The organism is Synechococcus sp. L2F (genome assembly GCF_024345695.1).
In the GTDB taxonomy this organism is placed as follows: Bacteria; Cyanobacteriota; Cyanobacteriia; order PCC-6307; family Cyanobiaceae; genus MW101C3.
In genome coordinates, this window is the sequence record NZ_JAGQBP010000005.1 from 177,564 (window position 1) to 194,075 (window position 16,512).

Below are 16,512 nucleotides of genomic sequence, written 5' to 3' on the forward strand. Positions count from 1 at the left end.
CTGCCATGAGCTTCAGCTGAGCTGCCGCAGTGAAACTGGGCCGTCTGAAACGTCAGCGATCCAGGGCAGTGCGAAAGGGAACCCATGGCGGCTCGCGCTGAAGCCGCTCGGAACCCATTGGCTAGAGTGAACGATCTCCCGTACCCAGGTCGTCCATGGCGAAACGCCGGAACCTCAAAAAGGAAAAGCAGGAACGTAACCGCTCCTACGCCCGCAAATTCAAGAAGCGCAAGCTCCGCAACGACGGTCGCGGTGAAGGTGCCGGCAACGGTGTCACCGGCACCGCCAACAACGGTGGCGCCGCCGACTGAGCCGTCGCGCCACGCCCCTTGATCAATGGAAAGGGATCCTGCGGGGTCCCTTTTTTTGCCTCTCGATTCGCCCTCCCCTCCGGCTTCCCCCGTCCTCCCTTCGTTTCAGGCGCATGTTTCTCAGCGTCGTCATTCCCACCTACAACCGCCGGCCCATCCTCGAGAAGGCACTCACCGCGCTGGAGCAGCAGCGGCTCGGAGCCCCGATCGAGGCCTACGAAGTGGTGGTGGTCGACGATGGCTCCACCGATGACACCCCCGCCTGGCTGCGCCAGGAGGCCGGCCGCTTCCCCCACGTGCGGCTGGTGGAACAGGACCATGGCGGTCCGGCGGAAGGGCGCAATCGGGGCGTCGCCCATGCCCGCGGCGATGTGATCGTGTTCATCGACAGCGATCTGGTGGTGAATGACGGCTTCCTGCTGGCCCATGCCGAGGCCCTGGTCGCCTACTGGGAGCGGCACGGCCACCGCCGTTGCTTCACCTACGGCGCGGTGATCAACACCTCCAACTTCGAGGACCCGCGCAGCGAACCCCACAAGCTCAGCGATCTCTCGTGGGCCTACTTCGCCACCGGCAATGTGGCGATCGACCGGGCACTGCTGGAGCAGGCCGGCCTGTTCGATACCGGCTTCCGGCTCTACGGCTGGGAAGACCTCGAACTGGGCGAACGGCTAAGGCAGCTCGGGGTGGAGCTGGTGCGCTGCCCTGAAGCGGCGGGGTATCACTGGCATCCGGCCCTGCGCCTGGAACAACTGCCCGATCTGGTGCGCATCGAGCAGGAACGGGCGCGCATGGGCCTGGTGTTCTACCGGAAGCACCCCACCCGCAGGGTGCGCTTCATCATCCAGTTCACCTGGTTGCACCGGCTGCTGTGGGAGGTGCTCACCCTGGGCGGGCTGGTCAACGAACGCACGCTGCGGCCCCTGCTGGCCTGGTTGATCCGCCGCGGCCAGCCGGGGCTGGCGATGGAGCTGCTGCGGCTGCCACTCAACCGGCTTGGCGTGCGGGCTCTTTACCGGGAAGCAAGGGCCGCAGGGCTGCGCTGAAGGCCCGTTTGGTAATTTGAGTGGTCCCCACAAACCGCACACCTGTCCGTTTCGGGTGTTCACACGATCAAGGGCGCCTCTTTCTCGAGTCGCTTCGTGCTGAACCCAGGCAGGTGGAGGCGAACCCGAAACCCTCCCCACCCATGGCTGTCGTAACCCTCTCCGAAATGATGGAGGCGGGTGCCCACTTCGGGCACCAAACCCGCCGCTGGAATCCCAAGATGTCGCGCTACATCTATTGCGCGCGCAACGGGGTCCACATCATCGATCTCGTGCAGACCGCCGTCTGCATGAACAACGCCTACAAATGGACCCGCAGCGCCTCGCGCGCTGGCAAGCGGTTCCTGTTCGTGGGCACCAAGAAACAAGCCTCCGAAGTGATTGCCCAGGAGGCTGCCCGCTGCGGCGCCGCCTACGTGAACCAGCGCTGGCTGGGCGGCATGCTCACCAACTGGAGCACGATGCGCGCTCGCATCGATCGCCTCAAGGATCTGGAGCGGATGGAGTCTTCCGGCGCCATCGCCATGCGGCCGAAGAAGGAAGCGGCTGTGCTGCGGCGCGAGCTGGAGCGGCTGCAGAAGTATCTGGGTGGTCTGAAGAACATGCGCCGCCTGCCGGATGTGGTTGTGCTGGTGGACCAGCGCCGCGAAACCAACGCCGTTCTGGAGTGCCGCAAACTCGACATTCCCCTGGTGTCGATGCTTGACACCAACTGCGACCCCGACCTGGCCGACGTGCCGATCCCCTGCAACGACGACGCCGTGCGTTCCGTGCAGCTGGTGCTGGGCCGCCTGGCCGATGCGATCAACGAAGGTCGCCATGGTGCCCAGGAACCCCGCGACGACGATGAGGGCTGAGGCCCTCCTCCGCCTCCCTCAGCCTCTTCACTCTCTCTCCCTTCTCCCCCTCCGTTTCTGTCATGGCTGAGATTTCAGCAAAGCTCGTCAAGGAACTGCGCGAAAAAACCGGCGCAGGGATGATGAACTGCAAGAAGGCACTGGCCGAAAACGCCGGTGACATGACCAAGGCCGCCGAATGGCTGCGCCAGAAGGGCATTGCCACTGCGGAGAAGAAAGCCGGCCGTACAGCAGCGGAAGGGGCGATCGGCAGCTACATCCACACCGGCGCTCGCGTCGGTGTGCTGCTTGAACTCAACTGCGAAACCGACTTCGTCGCCCGCGGTGATGTGTTCCAGGAGCTGCTGCGCAACGTGGCGATGCAGATCGCCGCCTGCCCCAACGCCGAATACGTGAGCACCGAGGAGATCCCCCCGGAAATCGTCGAGCGCGAGAAAAGCATCGAAATGGGCCGCGATGATCTTGCCGGCAAGCCCGACAAGATGAAGGAGAAGATCGTCGAGGGACGCATCGGCAAGCGGCTCAAAGAGCTCGCGCTGCTGGAGCAACCCTTCATCAAGGACAGCGCGATCACTCTGGCCGAACTGGTGAAGCAGGTGGCCGGTCAGGTCGGTGAAAACATCCAGGTGCGGCGCTTCACCCGTTACACCCTGGGTGAGGGCATCCAAGTCGAAGCCAGCGATTTCGCCGCTGAAGTGGCGGCCATGAGCGGCCCGAGCGCTTGAGCGGCTCCGCCGGAGTCCTCCTCTCCGTGGAGTGTCAGCCTTGGAATCCAGCGCCACGGCACTGACGGAAGCCCAGGCCCACCTGCACCAGCTGCGCCAGCGCATGGAGCAGAGCAATCAGGCCCTGTATCGGGATCTGGCCCTCTACCTCCAGGTGCTGAGGGCCGGCTTGCCGCAGGCAGTCCTGCAGGCCACCTTTCACCTGGCCACCCAGGTGGTGCCGGCGCGCTACACGGCGCTCGACACCGCCGAGCGGCTTGGACTGCAGCAGCGCCTGCAGCAACTGGTGCAGCGCTGCAACGCTCTGCTCACGGTGGAGCAGCTGATCGTGCTGGCACGCCAGGTGCGCTCTGAACAGCAGCGCCTGCGGCGGCGGGAGCAGCGGCGTCTGCTGGCCGCCATGGCTGCTGCCGCTGGGGAAGCTACAGAGTCTTCCCATGGCGATGACACCCCTGGCCCATCCGGCGACGGCTCTGGCCAAGACTCCGGCCAGGCGATGGGCTTGCCCCGCGGTTCCGTGCAGCTGGGCATGGATCTGCCGCTCAGTGCCGATCTGTTCGCCGCCGGCCTGCCGGGCCTGAGCGGGCTGTCCGGCCTGGCCGCGCTCACCAGCGGCAGCGAGGAGGAAGGCGGCCGCGCCGCTGCGTACGGCGGCGGCGACACGGAGGACGAGGATGAGGACGACGCGGACGATGACGACGCGCACAGCGGCCACCACGATCCAGACGGCGCCGATGCGGACGACGGGCAGAGCTACGACGCCCAGAGCTACGACGACGCAGACGAAGACGACACCGACGATGACGCTCTCATCGACGCCGACCCCGAAGATGACGACGCCGATCCAGACGGTGTAGGCCGAAACGACGACGTCCGAGACGATGCTGGCCGCAGCCACCGCCGGCACAGAAACCGCTCAGGCGGCAGCCAGGGAGATCGTGCCGCCACTCAGGCCGCCAGTGGTTTCGACGCCGGCGGCGAACCCGCCCATGTGTTCCAGGCGCTGTTCGCGATGGCCAGCGAGGCGATGGGGCGCCTGCCTGCTCCGGCCAGGGACACCGACAACGACGGCGATCAGGATCTCGATGACGACAGCGAGGGGAGCGCCGTATCAGCGTCCGCCTCGCCTACCGGCCCAGACGACTGCAGCGAGGCGCCCTATCTGTTGCCGCGCCAGCCGCTGGAGCTGCTGCACTGGTGGGGCGCCTTCGACCTCGCCCTGCAGCGGCGCCTGCGCAATCTCTCGCACGCGATCAACCTCGAATTGCTGCGCCTGGGCCTCACGCGCAGCCTGCTGCCGGCGAGCCTGCTGGATGCGGTGCTGCGCGGGCAGATCGAAGCACTGCCAGCTCCCGCCAACCTGCTGCGTCTGTCTCTGCCCTTCAGCACCGATGGCATGGCCGCGCCGATGGAAGCGTTCGGTCTGCTGCTGCGCGGCCCTGATCTCGAGGCTGAGCAGCCGCGGCTGCGCACCAGCCGGCGCCGGCTGGAAGAGCGGCGCAGCGAACTGCGCACGGTCGCCCGGAACTACCGACACTGGCAGCGGCGCACCCTCGCCCTGGAGGCGGAGCAGCAGTGGTTGCAGGACAGTCGGATGGCAGGTCCGGGTCAGCCCTGACCCCAGGCTCGCCAGCGGGCGATTGGCTGGCCACCCTGCAACAGGCCCTGAGGGTGGAGGCGGAACGCGGTTTCGGCGACCTGCAGGGCCGCCACGAGTGCTTCAGCGCCTTCCTGGCCCGCAGCTTCCGCCAACCACCGGACGGCCTGACCCAGCGACCGGAGGATCAACGCGCCCTGGCCGAGCTGGCTGCCGGCTTTGAGGGCTACAGCGGCCTCAGCCCCGCCCGCCGGCAGACCCTGGTGCGCCAATGCCGCGAGCGGCTGCATGCCCTGCGCCGCTCCTTCGACCCGCCGACCACCGTGGCGCCGCCGCGGCTGCCGCGGCGCGAGGCGCCCGCGCCTGCGGCAGGCAGCAGAGGTGCAACCAGCGGCGATGCACGCACCAGCGGCGTAAGCAAGGGCCAGGCGGCCATCGAACCCGACACGCCGCTGGGGGCGATCCGTGGCATCGGCGCCAAGACCGCCACCCAGCTCGCCGCCATGGGGTTGCTGCTGGCCCGTGATCTGGTGCGCCACTACCCCCGCGACTACGTCGATTACGCGAACCTGGCGCGGATCGGTGCCCTGCGCGCCGGCGAGACGGCCACCGTGGTCGCCACGGTGAAGCGCTGCCATGCCTTTGCCAGCCCGCGCAATCCCAACCTCTCGATCCTGGAGCTGCAGCTGCAGGACATCACGGGCCGGCTGCGGGTGAGCCGGTTTCTGATCGGCAAGCGCTTCAGCACGCCGGGTTGGCTGAAGGGCCAGCAACGCCAGTTCCCGCCCGGCTGCACGGTGGTGGCCAGCGGCCTGGTCAAGGACTCGCCCTACGGCCCCTGCTTCCAGGATCCGCTGATGGAGGTGCTGGAGCGCCCGGATGCGCCGCTGCGCTCCGATCGCATCGGCCGGCTGCTGCCGGTCTACGCGCTCACCGAAGGCCTGAACGCCGAGCGCTTGCGGCAGGCCCTGCGCGTCGTGCTGGAGGCGGCGGTGCGTTGGCCCGATCCCCTGCCGGCCGGTCTGCGCCAGCGGGAAGCACTGATGGGCCGTGGGGAGGCGCTGCAGGGGTTGCACGATCCCCGCGACCGGGATCATCTGCAGGCCAGCCGTCACCGGCTGGTGTTCGATGAGTTTCTGCTGCTGCAGTTGCGGCTGCTGCAGCGACGCCTGCAGCAGAGCCGCCGGCCCTCCACGCCGCTCTCGGTGAACACGGGCGCCGGCAGCCTGGTGGGCGGCTTCCTGGCGCTGCTGCCCTTTCCCCTCACCGCCGCCCAGCAGCGGGTGCTGGCGGAGATCCGCGCCGACATGGCCCGGGGCCAGCCGATGGCACGTCTGGTGCAGGGGGATGTGGGCAGCGGCAAGACCGTGGTGGCCATTGCCGCCCTGCTCACGGCGATCGAAGCCGGTTGCCAGGGGGCCTTGATGGCTCCCACCGAAGTGCTGGCCGAGCAGCATGCCCGCAAACTCGGCGACTGGCTGCCCCAGCTGCATGTGCGCGCGGCGCTGCTGACCGGCTCCACTCCGCAGCGGCGGCGCCGTGAGCTGCTGCAGGACCTGGCGAACGGCCAGCTGCAGCTGCTGGTGGGCACCCACGCCCTGCTGGAGGATCCGGTGCAGTTCGCCCGGCTCGGTCTGGTGGTGGTCGATGAGCAGCACCGCTTCGGGGTGCGGCAGCGCGACAGGCTGTTGGGGAAGGATGTCCAGCCCCACCTGCTCACCATGACCGCCACCCCGATCCCCCGCACCCTGGCGCTTTCGGTGCACGGAGATCTTGAGGTGAGCCAGATCGATGCGTTGCCTCCCGGCCGCACCCCCATCCGCACGCGGCTGCTGCGCAGCGGGGAGCGCCAGGAGGCCTACAGGCTGATCGCCGAGCAGGTGGCACTGGGGCAGCGGGCCTATGTGGTGCTGCCGCTGGTGGAGGAATCCGAGAAGCTCGACCTGCGCTCGGCGGTGGAGGTGCACCGCCAGCTGAGCGAGGAGGTGTTCCCGCAGCTGCGGGTGGGGCTGCTGCACGGCCGCATGGCCAGCAGTGAGAAGCAGGAGGCGATCACTGCCTTCGCCAGCGGCGCCTGCGATGTGCTGGTGGCCACCACGGTGGTGGAGGTGGGTGTCGACGTGCCGGACGCGAGCGTGATGGTGATCGAGCACGCCGAGCGCTTCGGCCTGGCCCAGCTGCATCAGCTGCGGGGGCGGGTGGGCCGCGGTGCCGCCGCCTCCCACTGCCTGCTGATCAATGACAGCCGCAACGCCGAAGCCCGTCAGCGGCTGGAGGTGCTGGTGCGCAGCAGCGACGGCTTCGAGATCGCCGAAATGGACCTGCAACTGCGGGGCCCCGGGCAGGTGCTCGGCACGCGCCAATCGGGGCTGCCCGATCTGGCCCTGGCCAGCCTCACGGAGGATGGCGCCGTGCTGGAACAGGCACGGGCCGTGGCGCAGGGGCTGCTGGCGGCGGATCCGGAGCTGCAGCGGCACCCGGGCCTGGCCCTGGCCCTGGCCGAACAGCGCCAGCGGCACGCGGAAGCGGCTCGCTTGAATTGAGCCTGTCCCCTGGTCTGCCGCCGTGCCGCGTCCCTGGAGCTCGGTCCCGATCGAAGACAACGGCGAACCGCTGATCCCACTCCCCCCCGAGCTGCTCCGGCTCGAGCCTCACCCTTATGCGGCTCTCGGGGCCCCCTATGGCCAGGCCGGCTGCCCCTTCCGCCTGCGCCAGGGGGTGGTGGAGCGTCTGCTGCAGGCTCAGGACGCCCTGCAGCAGCAGCAGAATGGCTGGCGGCTGGCCGTGTTTGATGCCTGGCGGCCGCTGGCGGTGCAGGCCTTCATGGTGGAGCACGCACTGCGGGAGGAATGCCGAGCCCGTGGGGTGGATCCCGAGCGGCCGGGGCCGGAGCGCGAGGCCGTGGCCGCAGAGGTGGGCCGCTTCTGGGCCCCGCCCAGTGCCGATCCAGCCACACCGCCGCCGCACAGCACAGGGGCAGCCGTGGATCTCACCCTGGCCGGGCCGGCAGGCGCGCTGCTGGGAATGGGCGGGGACATCGATGCGATCGGCGCGGTCTCAGAGCCTGGGCACTACGCCGACGCTGCCGCAGAGGATCCCACCGGCCCAGCGGCGAGCTGGCACCAGCGACGGCTGCTGCTGCAGGCGGTGATGGCGGCAGCTGGGTTCAGTCAGCACCCCAACGAGTGGTGGCACTTCAGCCATGGTGATCAGCTGTGGGCCTGGCGCAGCGGCGCTGCGCAGGCCTGCTACGGGCGCTGGACAGGCGCTGGGTCTGGAGAGGGCACGGTGGCGGTGGGCAGCGGCATCAGCTGAAACTCGCGCCAGATCTGCTCCGCCTCCGGCCGGCTGAGATGGCCGAGAGCGGCGCAGCGTTTCAAGGTGGCCTCGCCCATCTCCAGTTGCACCTCCCGCAGGCGGGCCAGCACCTTCGGAGGTTGGCTGGCGAACTGGTTGAGCTGGCGCCGGTAGGCGGCCAGCAGGTTGTCGCTCTTGCAGGTGAGGGGATCCGGCTCGAACGTCTGCACCGGGACGGCAGGTGTGCGTCGGTCCTGGCTGAGGGCTGCGGGCCCGGCCATGGACAGGGCGGCGAGCACAAGAGCGAGCCGCAGCGGTCGGATCAACATCCGACCAGGGCCTCACGCACGGCCACATCACCCAGCTGGGCCACGTGCTCACCGAAGCTGCGCCTCCCACCGGCCGCCTTCCAGCCCCGCAGCAGGGGTTCAAGGGTGCTCTCCAGTTCCGCCAAGGGCATCCGCTCCAGGTAGGGACTGGCCAGACGGGTGAGGTTGGGGGTGCCCCCCAGCCAGAGCTGGTACTGCTCCACGCCGCTGCCCACTAGACCGATCTCCGCCATGTAGGGGCGGGCGCAACCATTGGGACAGCCGGTCATGCGCACGAGCACGGGTTTCTCGATCTCCAGGCGCCGCAGCAGGGCATCGAGGCGATCGAGCACCTCAGGAAGGATGCGTTCCGATTCGGTGATGGCCAGACCACAGGTGGGCAGGGCCGGGCAGGCGATCGCATGGCGGGCCAGCAGATCGGGAGCTTCGGGGGCCTGGAAGCCGAGCTCCGCCAGGGCGGAGCGCACCGAACTGCGCTGGGGGGTGCCGATGTTGCAGAGCAGCAGGTCCTGGTTGGGAGTGAGCCGCACCTCCAGCTGGTAGGTCTCCACCAGCTTTCGCAGCCCCTGCTTGCGCTCGCCTTCGAGGCGGCCACAGAGCAGGGGCAGGCCCACGAACCAGAGATTGGCGCTCTGGCGATGCCAGCCCAGGTAGTCGGCGAGGCGGGGGGTGGGCTCGTTCTGCAGGCCGCGGATCGGATGGGGGAAATAGCGCTTGAGCTCCTGCTTGAACCAGGCGATGCCCCGGTCGTGGATCAGGTACTTCATGCGGGCGTGGCGCCGCACCTGGCGGTCGCCGTGGTCGCGCTGCAGGGCAGCGATCGCCTGGACGAGATCGAGCACATGCTCGGCAGCCACGTAGCCGAGCGGATCGGCAGTGCGCGCAAAGGTTTCGTCCTTGTTATGGGTGCGGCCCATGCCCCCACCCACGTAGGCGTTGCAGCCCCTGAGGCGCCCACTCGGATCGGTGAACACCACCAGGCCGATGTCCTGGGTGAGCAGATCCACGGAGTTGTCGCCCGGCACCGTGACGGCCACCTTGAACTTGCGCGGCAGGTAGGTGCCGCCGTAAAGGGGCTCGGAGGCATCACCGCTGAACAGGGCTCCTTCGCGCTGGCGCTCGCGTGCCTCACGCACCGGCTTGTCGGGCTTGAAGCGGTAGCTGTGATCCCCTTCCACCCAGAGGTCGAGATAGGAGCCCTCGGCGGCCTCCGGCGACAGCAGATCGGCGATCTGATCCGCCAACCGACGCGCGGCGGGGTAGCCCCCCTTCTCGAAGGGGGCAGCGGGGGCCATCACGTTGCGGTTGATGTCACCGCAGGCCGCCAGCGTGGAACCCAGCGCGCGCACAATCGTGCCGATCACCTCGCGCAGATCGGCCTTGGCGATGCCGTGCATCTGGAAGGCCTGGCGGGTGGTCACCCGCAGCGTGCCGTTGCCGAGGTTGTTGGACAGGTCGTCCATGGCCAGATAGAGCGGCACCGGGATGCGCCCGGCGGGGCTGCGTAGCCGCAGCATCATTTGCCAGTCCTTTTCACGGCCCTTCTGGCGGTTGTCGCGGTTGTCCTGCTGATAACTGCCGTGAAACTTGAGGATCTGGACGGCGCCGTCCGTGAAGAACGGCTTGTCGTTCTCCAGTTCGGTGGCCAGCGGCTCCTTGAGATGGCCGCTGGCCGCCTTGAGCAGCTCGAACTTGGTGGGTGGCAGGTCGTTGGCAGTCGCTGGTTGCCCAGCCGTTGATTGCCCAGTGGCAGCCAACGGTTGCCCTGCTGCAGGCTTGGTGGATCCACCCTCTGAAGGGCCGCCCTCAGCCTCCCGTTCCCCCACGGACTTGCGAACACGGTTGGGGGTCACGGTCACGTTGGTGCTACCAGGTTGTTTGAAGGTAGCGAAGCAGCCGCGTCGTCACTGGCGTTCAATACAGTCGGTGGCTGTTGAGACACTTGCGTGGCCACGTTCCTGCTGGAGATCGGCACCGAGGAACTGCCGGCGGATTTCGCCCGGATGGCCCTCCCTCAATTGGAGCAGCAGGTGCGCCAGGCACTGAGCGCGCACAAGCTGCCGCTGGAGTCGCTGTGGTGCAGCAGCACGCCCCGCCGCCTCGCCGTGTGCGTGAGTGGCCTGCCGGAGCGCCAGGCCGATCAGGAAGAGGAGCGCAAGGGCCCACCGGCGGAGCAGGCCTTCGTGAACGGGGAGCCGGCTCCCGCCGCCATCGGCTTCGCCCGGCGCTGCGGCGTGGCCGCCAGCGAACTTGAAGTCCGCCAGACCCCGAAAGGGCCGTTCGTCTTCGCCCGCCTGCGGCAGCAGGGGCAGCCCACCTTCGAGCTGCTGAGCGGCCTGATTCCCGGCTGGATCGATGCCCTGCAGGGAAGGCGCTTCATGCGCTGGGGCCAGGGAGACAGTCGCTTCAGCCGGCCGGTGCGCTGGCTGGTGGCCCTGCTTGATGAGCGGGTGATTCCCGTGCAGTTGCCGGCTACCGATCCCTGCATCCGGAGCGGCCGCCTCAGCCGCGGCCACCGACTCGTGCAGTCGGAGGTGTCGATCACGGCGGCGTGCACCTACAGGCAGGAGCTGGCCGCCGCCGGGGTACAGGTCGACCGCCAGCTGCGCGCCCAGTGGATCCGTCAGCAGCTGGAGGCGGCAGCCACCGCCGCCGGCGCCCGGCCCGATCTGCCGGAGGCGCTCTTCGAGGAGCTGGTCGATCTGGTGGAGAGCCCCTCGCTGATTGAAGGCAGCATCGATGCGCACTTCCTTGCCCTGCCCCCCGAGGTGCTGAGCACGGTGATGCGTTCCCACCAGCGCTATGTGCCACTGGAGCCTGTGGGCGCCCAGGCGGATGTTCTGGCGCTCTCGGCCCGGTCCTTACTGCTGCCCAGGTTTCTCTGCATCGGCAACGGCCTGGAGGCGGCGGCCTCAACAGTGCGCCGGGGGAACGAACGGGTGCTGCGGGCGCGGCTGGCCGATGCCGCCTTCTTCCTGGACGCAGACCGCCGGGTGAGCAGTCACAGCCGCCTCAGTCAGTTGGAGCGGGTCACGTTTGCTGAAGGCCTGGGCAGCCTGAAACAGCGCGCCGAACGAATCTGCTGGCTCACCAACACCCTGTTGGAGGCACTGGCGTTAGCGGACGACGACGCCGAAACCGCCCGCTGCGCCGCCGAACTCTGCAAGCACGATCTGGTCAGCCAGATGGTGGGCGAATTCCCGGAACTGCAGGGGGTGATCGGGGCGAAGTACGTGCTGGAGGAAGGCGAATCGCGCGGCGTGGCCCTGGCTGTGCTGGAGCACTACCTGCCGCGTGGTGCCGGCGATCGCCTGCCCAGCTCCGCTGCCGGAGCGGTGGTGGCGATGGCGGAGCGCCTGGAGCTGCTGCTCAGCATCTACGCCAAAGGGGAGCGGCCGAGCGGGTCTTCCGATCCCTACGGGCTGCGGCGGGCCGCCAACGGGCTGCTGCAGGTGCTCCACGCCCAGGGTTGGCGCCTTGATCTGAACGCGCTGCTGCAGGGCGCCACGGCGCACTGGCAGGCGCTGCTGCCAGGCCTTGGGGTGGATTCCGTCGCCCTGTCACTGGAGCTGCAGGAGTTTCTGCGCCAGCGGCTGGTGGCCCAGCTGGAGGAGGAAGGCTTCGATGCTGACCTGGTAAGGGCGGTGGCGGGTGCCACGGTCCAAGGGGAACGCCTGCTGCGCCAACCCATCGACGCCTGGGAGCGGACCCAGGTGTTGGCGGACCTTCGGGCGAGCGGCGCCCTCAAGGAGGTTCAGGCCGTGGTGCAGCGTGCGGCGCGGCTGGCGCAGCACAGCGAGCTCAGCGGCCAGGTGCTACGGGCTGATGGCGTGGTGGAGCCAGCCCGCTTCACTGCCAGCAGCGAAGCGCAACTGCTGGCAGTGGTGCAGGACATTGAGCCGCTGGCCTGCGGAGAGGCAGGCAGCATCGACTACAGCGGTCTCGCCGCAGCCCTCGGCCAGGGTGCGGGAGCGCTGGCGGCCTTCTTCGATGGCGAAACGAGCGTGATGGTGATGTGCGACGACATGGCCGTGCGCACCAACCGGCTGAATCTGCTGGCGGTCCTCACCAATCAGTCAGAGGTGCTCGCCGATTTCAGTGCCCTTGATGGGTGATCGGCGCTGCCTGTCAACGACAAAAGACCGCCAAGACTCCCCCTGGATTTGGGCAGAGCCCCAGTGAGGCGCTGAGGAGTCAGTTCAGTGACCCATCAGGGCAGGTTCCCGTTCCTCGGCTTCGGTCACGACGGACCCTGCCGCTGACGGGGTGGGGGCGATGTCGGCGGCCAGCCCCTCAGCCTGACGGGGCTGCAGGGAACCGGTGGCGGCGAAGAGCTCCATCTCTGCCTGGGTGCGGACAGCGCTCTTCACCGGCTGGTAGCCGGCGGGGGCCAGCGCCTGGCCGCGAAGCACGGAGCCGAGGGTGAGCAGGGTGAGCTTGATCTGCTGCCACGGGTTCATCATCACCACCCGCTTGTAGAGGTAGCTGTCGAAGGTGAGACGCTGCACATCTTTGTCATCGCACATTTCAACGAAGGCCTCGCGGGCAGCGTCGTTGCGATAGAAGATGTTTTGCAGAAGCTCAAGAACTTTGTAGGTGGCACCGTATTTGCGGTCCCACTTCTTGATGTAGACCTTGAGATCTTTTTCGGTGGGAATCGTTGCTCCAGAGCTGCTGGCTGCCACGATCTGTTCGGCGCACATGCGGCCACTCTTGGCGGCGAAATAGATTCCTTCACCGGAACTCTTGGTCACGTAGCCGGCGGCATCGCCCACCAAGGCCATGCGACCCACCACCCGACGCGGGCGGGGATGCTCAGGGATCGGGTGAGCTTCCACCTTGATCACCTCACCATTGAGCAGGCGGGCGGAGGCCCGTTCCCGAATGCCCTTCTGGAGCCCCTTGATCAAGGCCTGGTTGACCTGCATGGTGCCGGTTCCAACGGCCACGTGGTCGAACTTGGGGAAGACCCAGGCGTAGAAGTCCGGGGACACATCGGTGCCCACATACATTTCTGCGAGGTCTTCGTAGTAGGACATCTCCTCCTTGGGAAGACGGATGCGCTCCTGAAAGGCAATGGCAACGTTGTAGTCGCCGGCATCCATCGCCTTGGCAACGCGGCTGTTGGCCCCATCGGCGCCGACGATCAGATCCACTTCGAGAGTCTTGATCTCACCGGTAGGGCCACCGGAGGAATAATCGGCATACTTGAGGGTATAAGGGCCCTGGCGGTTCTTGCCGGTGTCGATGCTCTGAACCAGCCCGTTGACGAGGTGGGTGCCAAGCTCGGCGGCCCGATTGCGCAGGAAGCCATCAAGCACTTCGCGGCGGCACATGCCGATGTATTCATCGGCGTTGTCCAGATGGATATCCACCTCACGATTGGAGGGCGAGATCATCTTCATGTTGCGCACCTTGCGGTCGATGATCGACTCCGGCAGGTCGAATTCATCAACCATGCAGAGCGGAATCGCACCACCGCAGGGCTTGGCATTATCAAGCTTTCGCTCAAACAACCAGGTTTCGATGCCCGCCTTGGCGAGGACCTCCGCAGCACAGGAACCGCTTGGGCCGCCACCCACCACTGCGACTCGCAACATCTTGAAACCTGCTCCGCTGGAACGATCCTGGGCTGGAAGCTAACACTCCTGTTCCGGCTTTTGAGGCGCCGAAGGGCCTGGCCCCTACGATTGTTTCAAGCTTGTAGCCCCGTCCTTTGCCCCCGCGAATGTCCGCGCGTCATCAGGGCGACGACATCCCGGTGGCTCAGCGCTCTCTGCGCCCCGGACCACCCCGGGGACGATCGCTGCGCGCGGTGCTCGGCACCGTGATGGTGCTGGTGGTGGGCGGTGGCGCGCTGGGTTTTCGCTTCCGCGAGCCGCTGGTCCAGTTGCTCACCCCTCCCCCCGTCCCCGGGATCGATGCACGGCTGGGCAGCGATGGGCGGCTGCTGGGCCACTTCCCCTATGCGGAAGCGCCGACGGACCAGCTCACCAACGTGGCGCCGGGCCTGATGCTGCATACAGAGGCTGCCGTCGAGCTGCTCGCCATGCAGCGGGAAGCGGCCGCCGATGGGGTGGATCTGCGCTTGCTGAGCGGTTTCCGCTCAGTGGATCTGCAGCAGCAGATTTTCTTTGGTGTCAAATCGGAGCGCAACCAGAGCGCCGAGGAGCGCGCCCAGGTGAGCGCCCCACCGGGTTTTTCCGAGCACAGCACCGGCTACGCCGTCGATCTCGGCGATGGCGGCCGGCCCGCCGCCAACCTGAGTGTCGACTTCGAGCGCACTCCCGCCTTCCGCTGGCTGCAGGAGAATGCCAACCGCTACCACTTCAAACTCTCGTTTCCGCGCGGCAATGCCCAGGGCGTGACCTACGAGCCATGGCACTGGCGCTTCGAGGGATCAGCGGAGGCGCTGCGGATGTTCGAACCGGCCCGACAGCTGCAGGGATCTGAGCGGAGCGGGCTGGGATAGGGTGAAGGTTCATTGCAACCGGTAGTGGTTGCGTCAGAAAGGATTGAAGGAGAGATCACGCATGAGCGCCGCTTCCCAGAGCGCACCGATTCGCAATATCGCGATCATCGCCCACGTTGACCACGGCAAGACCACGCTCGTGGATGCCCTGCTTCAGCAGTCGGGGATCTTCCGGGACGGCGAGGCTGTGCCCACCTGCGTGATGGACTCGAACGACCTGGAGCGCGAGCGCGGCATCACGATCCTCTCCAAGAACACCGCGGTTGATTACGCCGGCGTACGCATCAACATCGTCGATACACCCGGACACGCCGATTTCGGCGGCGAGGTGGAGCGGGTGCTCGGCATGGTGGATGGTGCCCTGCTGATCGTGGACGCCAACGAGGGGCCCATGCCCCAGACCCGCTTCGTGCTCAAGAAGGCGCTCGAGCAGGGCCTGCGTCCGATCGTGTTCGTCAACAAGATTGACCGCGCCCGCGTCGACCCGGAACAGGCGGTCGACAAGGTGCTGGATCTGTTCCTGGAGCTCGGCGCCGACGACGACCAGTGCGACTTCACCTACCTGTTCGGCAGCGGCATGGGGGGCTACGCCAAGCCCGACATGGCCACCGAGAGCGAAACGATGAAGCCGCTCTTCGACGCCATCCTGCGCCATGTGCCGCCGCCGGTCGGAGACCCTGAAAAGCCCCTGCAGATGCAGGTCACCACGCTCGACTACTCCGACTTCCTGGGTCGGATCATGATCGGCCGCATCCACAACGGCACCATCAAGGCCGGCCAGAGCGCCGCACTGATCCGCGACGACGGCAGCATCAAGCGCGGCCGGATCAGCAAGCTGCTCGGCTTCCAGGGCCTGCAGCGGGTGGAGATTGAGCAGGCCAGCGCCGGCGATCTGGTGGCCGTGGCGGGCTTCGATGAAGTGAACATCGGCGAAACGATCGCCTGCCCCGATCACCCCGAAGCGCTGCCCTTGATCCGGGTGGATGAACCCACCCTCCAGATGACCTTCGTGGTCAACGATTCCCCCTTTGCCGGCAAGGAAGGCAAGTTCGTCACCAGCCGTCAGCTGCGTGACCGCCTTCAGAAGGAGCTGCTCACCAACGTGGCGCTGCGGGTGGAGGACACCGACTCCCCTGATCGCTTCTCCGTGAGCGGCCGTGGTGAGCTGCACCTGGGCATCCTGATCGAAACCATGCGCCGCGAAGGCTATGAGTTCCAGGTGTCCCAGCCGCAGGTGATTTTCCGCACGATCGACGGCACACCATGCGAGCCGGTGGAAACCCTGGTGATGGACGTTCCCGAAGATGCGGTGGGCTCCTGCATCGAGAAGCTCGGCACCCGCAAGGGCGAGATGCAGAACATGGAAACCGGCAACGACGGCCGCACCCAGCTGGAATTCGTGGTGCCGGCCCGCGGCCTGATCGGTTTCCGTGGTGAGTTCGTGCGCGCCACCCGCGGCGAAGGAATCATGAGCCACTCCTTCTTCGAATACCGCCCCATGCAGGGGGATTTCGATGCCCGCCGGAACGGCGTACTGGTGGCTTTCGAAGAAGGCACCGCCACCTTCTACGCGCTCAAGGGCGCGGAGGATCGGGGCCAGTTCTTCATCACGCCTGGCACCAAGGTCTACAAGGGCATGATCGTGGGCGAACACAACCGGCCGCCCGATCTTGAGCTGAACGTCTGCAAGGCCAAGCAGGTCACCAACATCCGCTCGGCAGGCGCTGAAGTGCTCGACACGCTTCAATCCCCGATCCAGATGACGCTTGAGCGCGCGCTTGAGTACATCGGGCCGGACGAAATGCTGGAAGTGACCCCGGAATCGATCCGGCTGCGCAAGCTGCCGGTGAAGAAGGCCGCCAAGCGATGAGCCAGGGG

13 protein-coding genes are annotated in these 16,512 nt (G+C 67.2%); 10 read left to right on the forward strand and 3 right to left on the reverse strand.

Going from position 1 to position 16,512, the window contains the following annotated elements; genetic code table 11:
- Window positions 1-155 precede the first annotated feature (155 nt).
- The 7 genes from KBZ19_RS13345 to KBZ19_RS13375 all read left to right on the forward strand — a co-directional run bounded on the left by KBZ19_RS13345 (window position 156) and on the right by KBZ19_RS13375 (window position 7,851).
- Window positions 156-311 carry a hypothetical protein gene (locus KBZ19_RS13345; protein ID WP_011129965.1) on the forward strand — a complete coding sequence of 52 codons (156 nt, stop codon included), beginning with the start codon at window positions 156-158 and terminating at the stop codon, window positions 309-311.
- A 113-nt stretch (window positions 312-424) separates the two neighbouring features.
- Window positions 425-1,357, forward strand: coding sequence for a glycosyltransferase family 2 protein (locus KBZ19_RS13350; protein WP_094513120.1), 933 nt, complete (start codon window positions 425-427; stop codon window positions 1,355-1,357).
- Between the two features lie 143 nt (window positions 1,358-1,500).
- Entirely contained in the window at window positions 1,501-2,214 is a 714-nt protein-coding gene (gene rpsB / locus KBZ19_RS13355) for a 30S ribosomal protein S2 (protein WP_094513119.1), read from the forward strand.
- A 62-nt stretch (window positions 2,215-2,276) separates the two neighbouring features.
- Window positions 2,277-2,939, forward strand: coding sequence for a translation elongation factor Ts (tsf, locus tag KBZ19_RS13360; protein WP_094513118.1), 663 nt, complete (start codon window positions 2,277-2,279; stop codon window positions 2,937-2,939).
- 31 nt (window positions 2,940-2,970) lie between these two features.
- Entirely contained in the window at window positions 2,971-4,557 is a 1,587-nt protein-coding gene (locus KBZ19_RS13365) for a hypothetical protein (protein ID WP_255101274.1), read from the forward strand.
- Entirely contained in the window at window positions 4,554-7,079 is a 2,526-nt protein-coding gene (gene recG / locus KBZ19_RS13370) for an ATP-dependent DNA helicase RecG (RefSeq protein ID WP_399220348.1), read from the forward strand. Before KBZ19_RS13365 ends, recG begins: the two co-directional genes overlap by 4 nt.
- Window positions 7,080-7,101: 22 nt before the next feature.
- Window positions 7,102-7,851: a M15 family metallopeptidase gene (locus KBZ19_RS13375; RefSeq protein ID WP_255101275.1), complete on the forward strand. Its 750-nt coding sequence runs from the start codon at window positions 7,102-7,104 to the stop codon at window positions 7,849-7,851.
- On the opposite strand, the gene KBZ19_RS13380 is transcribed toward KBZ19_RS13375, so the two are convergent.
- Window positions 7,785-8,162, reverse strand: a complete 378-nt coding sequence (locus KBZ19_RS13380) for a hypothetical protein (protein ID WP_255101276.1) — start codon at window positions 8,160-8,162, stop codon at window positions 7,785-7,787. The two genes, KBZ19_RS13375 and KBZ19_RS13380, sit on opposite strands and share 67 nt — an antisense overlap.
- A complete protein-coding gene (locus KBZ19_RS13385; protein ID WP_255101277.1) occupies window positions 8,156-9,919 on the reverse strand; it encodes an NADPH-dependent assimilatory sulfite reductase hemoprotein subunit in 1,764 nt (587 codons plus the stop codon). Before KBZ19_RS13385 ends, KBZ19_RS13380 begins: the two co-directional genes overlap by 7 nt.
- Before the next feature lie 189 nt (window positions 9,920-10,108).
- Here KBZ19_RS13385 and glyS point away from each other — a divergent pair, with 189 nt between their 5' ends.
- Complete coding sequence (glyS, locus tag KBZ19_RS13390; RefSeq protein WP_255101278.1) at window positions 10,109-12,277, forward strand: glycine--tRNA ligase subunit beta; 2,169 nt, start codon at window positions 10,109-10,111, stop codon at window positions 12,275-12,277.
- An 84-nt stretch (window positions 12,278-12,361) separates the two neighbouring features.
- On the opposite strand, the gene chlP is transcribed toward glyS, so the two are convergent.
- A complete protein-coding gene (gene chlP, locus KBZ19_RS13395; RefSeq protein ID WP_255101279.1) occupies window positions 12,362-13,762 on the reverse strand; it encodes a geranylgeranyl reductase in 1,401 nt (466 codons plus the stop codon).
- Window positions 13,763-13,890: 128 nt separating this feature from the next.
- Here chlP and KBZ19_RS13400 point away from each other — a divergent pair, with 128 nt between their 5' ends.
- Together KBZ19_RS13400 and typA are read left to right on the forward strand one after the other, a co-directional pair.
- Entirely contained in the window at window positions 13,891-14,634 is a 744-nt protein-coding gene (locus KBZ19_RS13400) for a D-alanyl-D-alanine carboxypeptidase family protein (protein ID WP_255101280.1), read from the forward strand.
- 61 nt (window positions 14,635-14,695) lie between these two features.
- Window positions 14,696-16,504 (forward strand): translational GTPase TypA, encoded by a 1,809-nt coding sequence (typA, locus tag KBZ19_RS13405; protein WP_094513110.1) that lies wholly within the window; start codon window positions 14,696-14,698, stop codon window positions 16,502-16,504.
- The last annotated feature ends 8 nt before the right edge of the window (window positions 16,505-16,512 follow it).

What these genes read in the sequence shown, in the direction of transcription:
- tsf (WP_094513118.1), top strand. Translation starts at nt 2,277, where the DNA reads ATGGCTGAGATTTCAGCAAAGCTCGTCAAGGAACTGCGCGAAAAAACC.
- typA (WP_094513110.1), top strand. Translation starts at nt 14,696, where the DNA reads ATGAGCGCCGCTTCCCAGAGCGCACCGATTCGCAATATCGCGATCATC.
- chlP (WP_255101279.1), bottom strand. Translation starts at nt 13,762, where the DNA reads ATGTTGCGAGTCGCAGTGGTGGGTGGCGGCCCAAGCGGTTCCTGTGCT.
- rpsB (WP_094513119.1), top strand. Translation starts at nt 1,501, where the DNA reads ATGGCTGTCGTAACCCTCTCCGAAATGATGGAGGCGGGTGCCCACTTC.
- KBZ19_RS13380 (WP_255101276.1), bottom strand. Translation starts at nt 8,162, where the DNA reads ATGTTGATCCGACCGCTGCGGCTCGCTCTTGTGCTCGCCGCCCTGTCC.
- KBZ19_RS13400 (WP_255101280.1), top strand. Translation starts at nt 13,891, where the DNA reads ATGTCCGCGCGTCATCAGGGCGACGACATCCCGGTGGCTCAGCGCTCT.
- KBZ19_RS13350 (WP_094513120.1), top strand. Translation starts at nt 425, where the DNA reads ATGTTTCTCAGCGTCGTCATTCCCACCTACAACCGCCGGCCCATCCTC.
- KBZ19_RS13345 (WP_011129965.1), top strand. Translation starts at nt 156, where the DNA reads ATGGCGAAACGCCGGAACCTCAAAAAGGAAAAGCAGGAACGTAACCGC.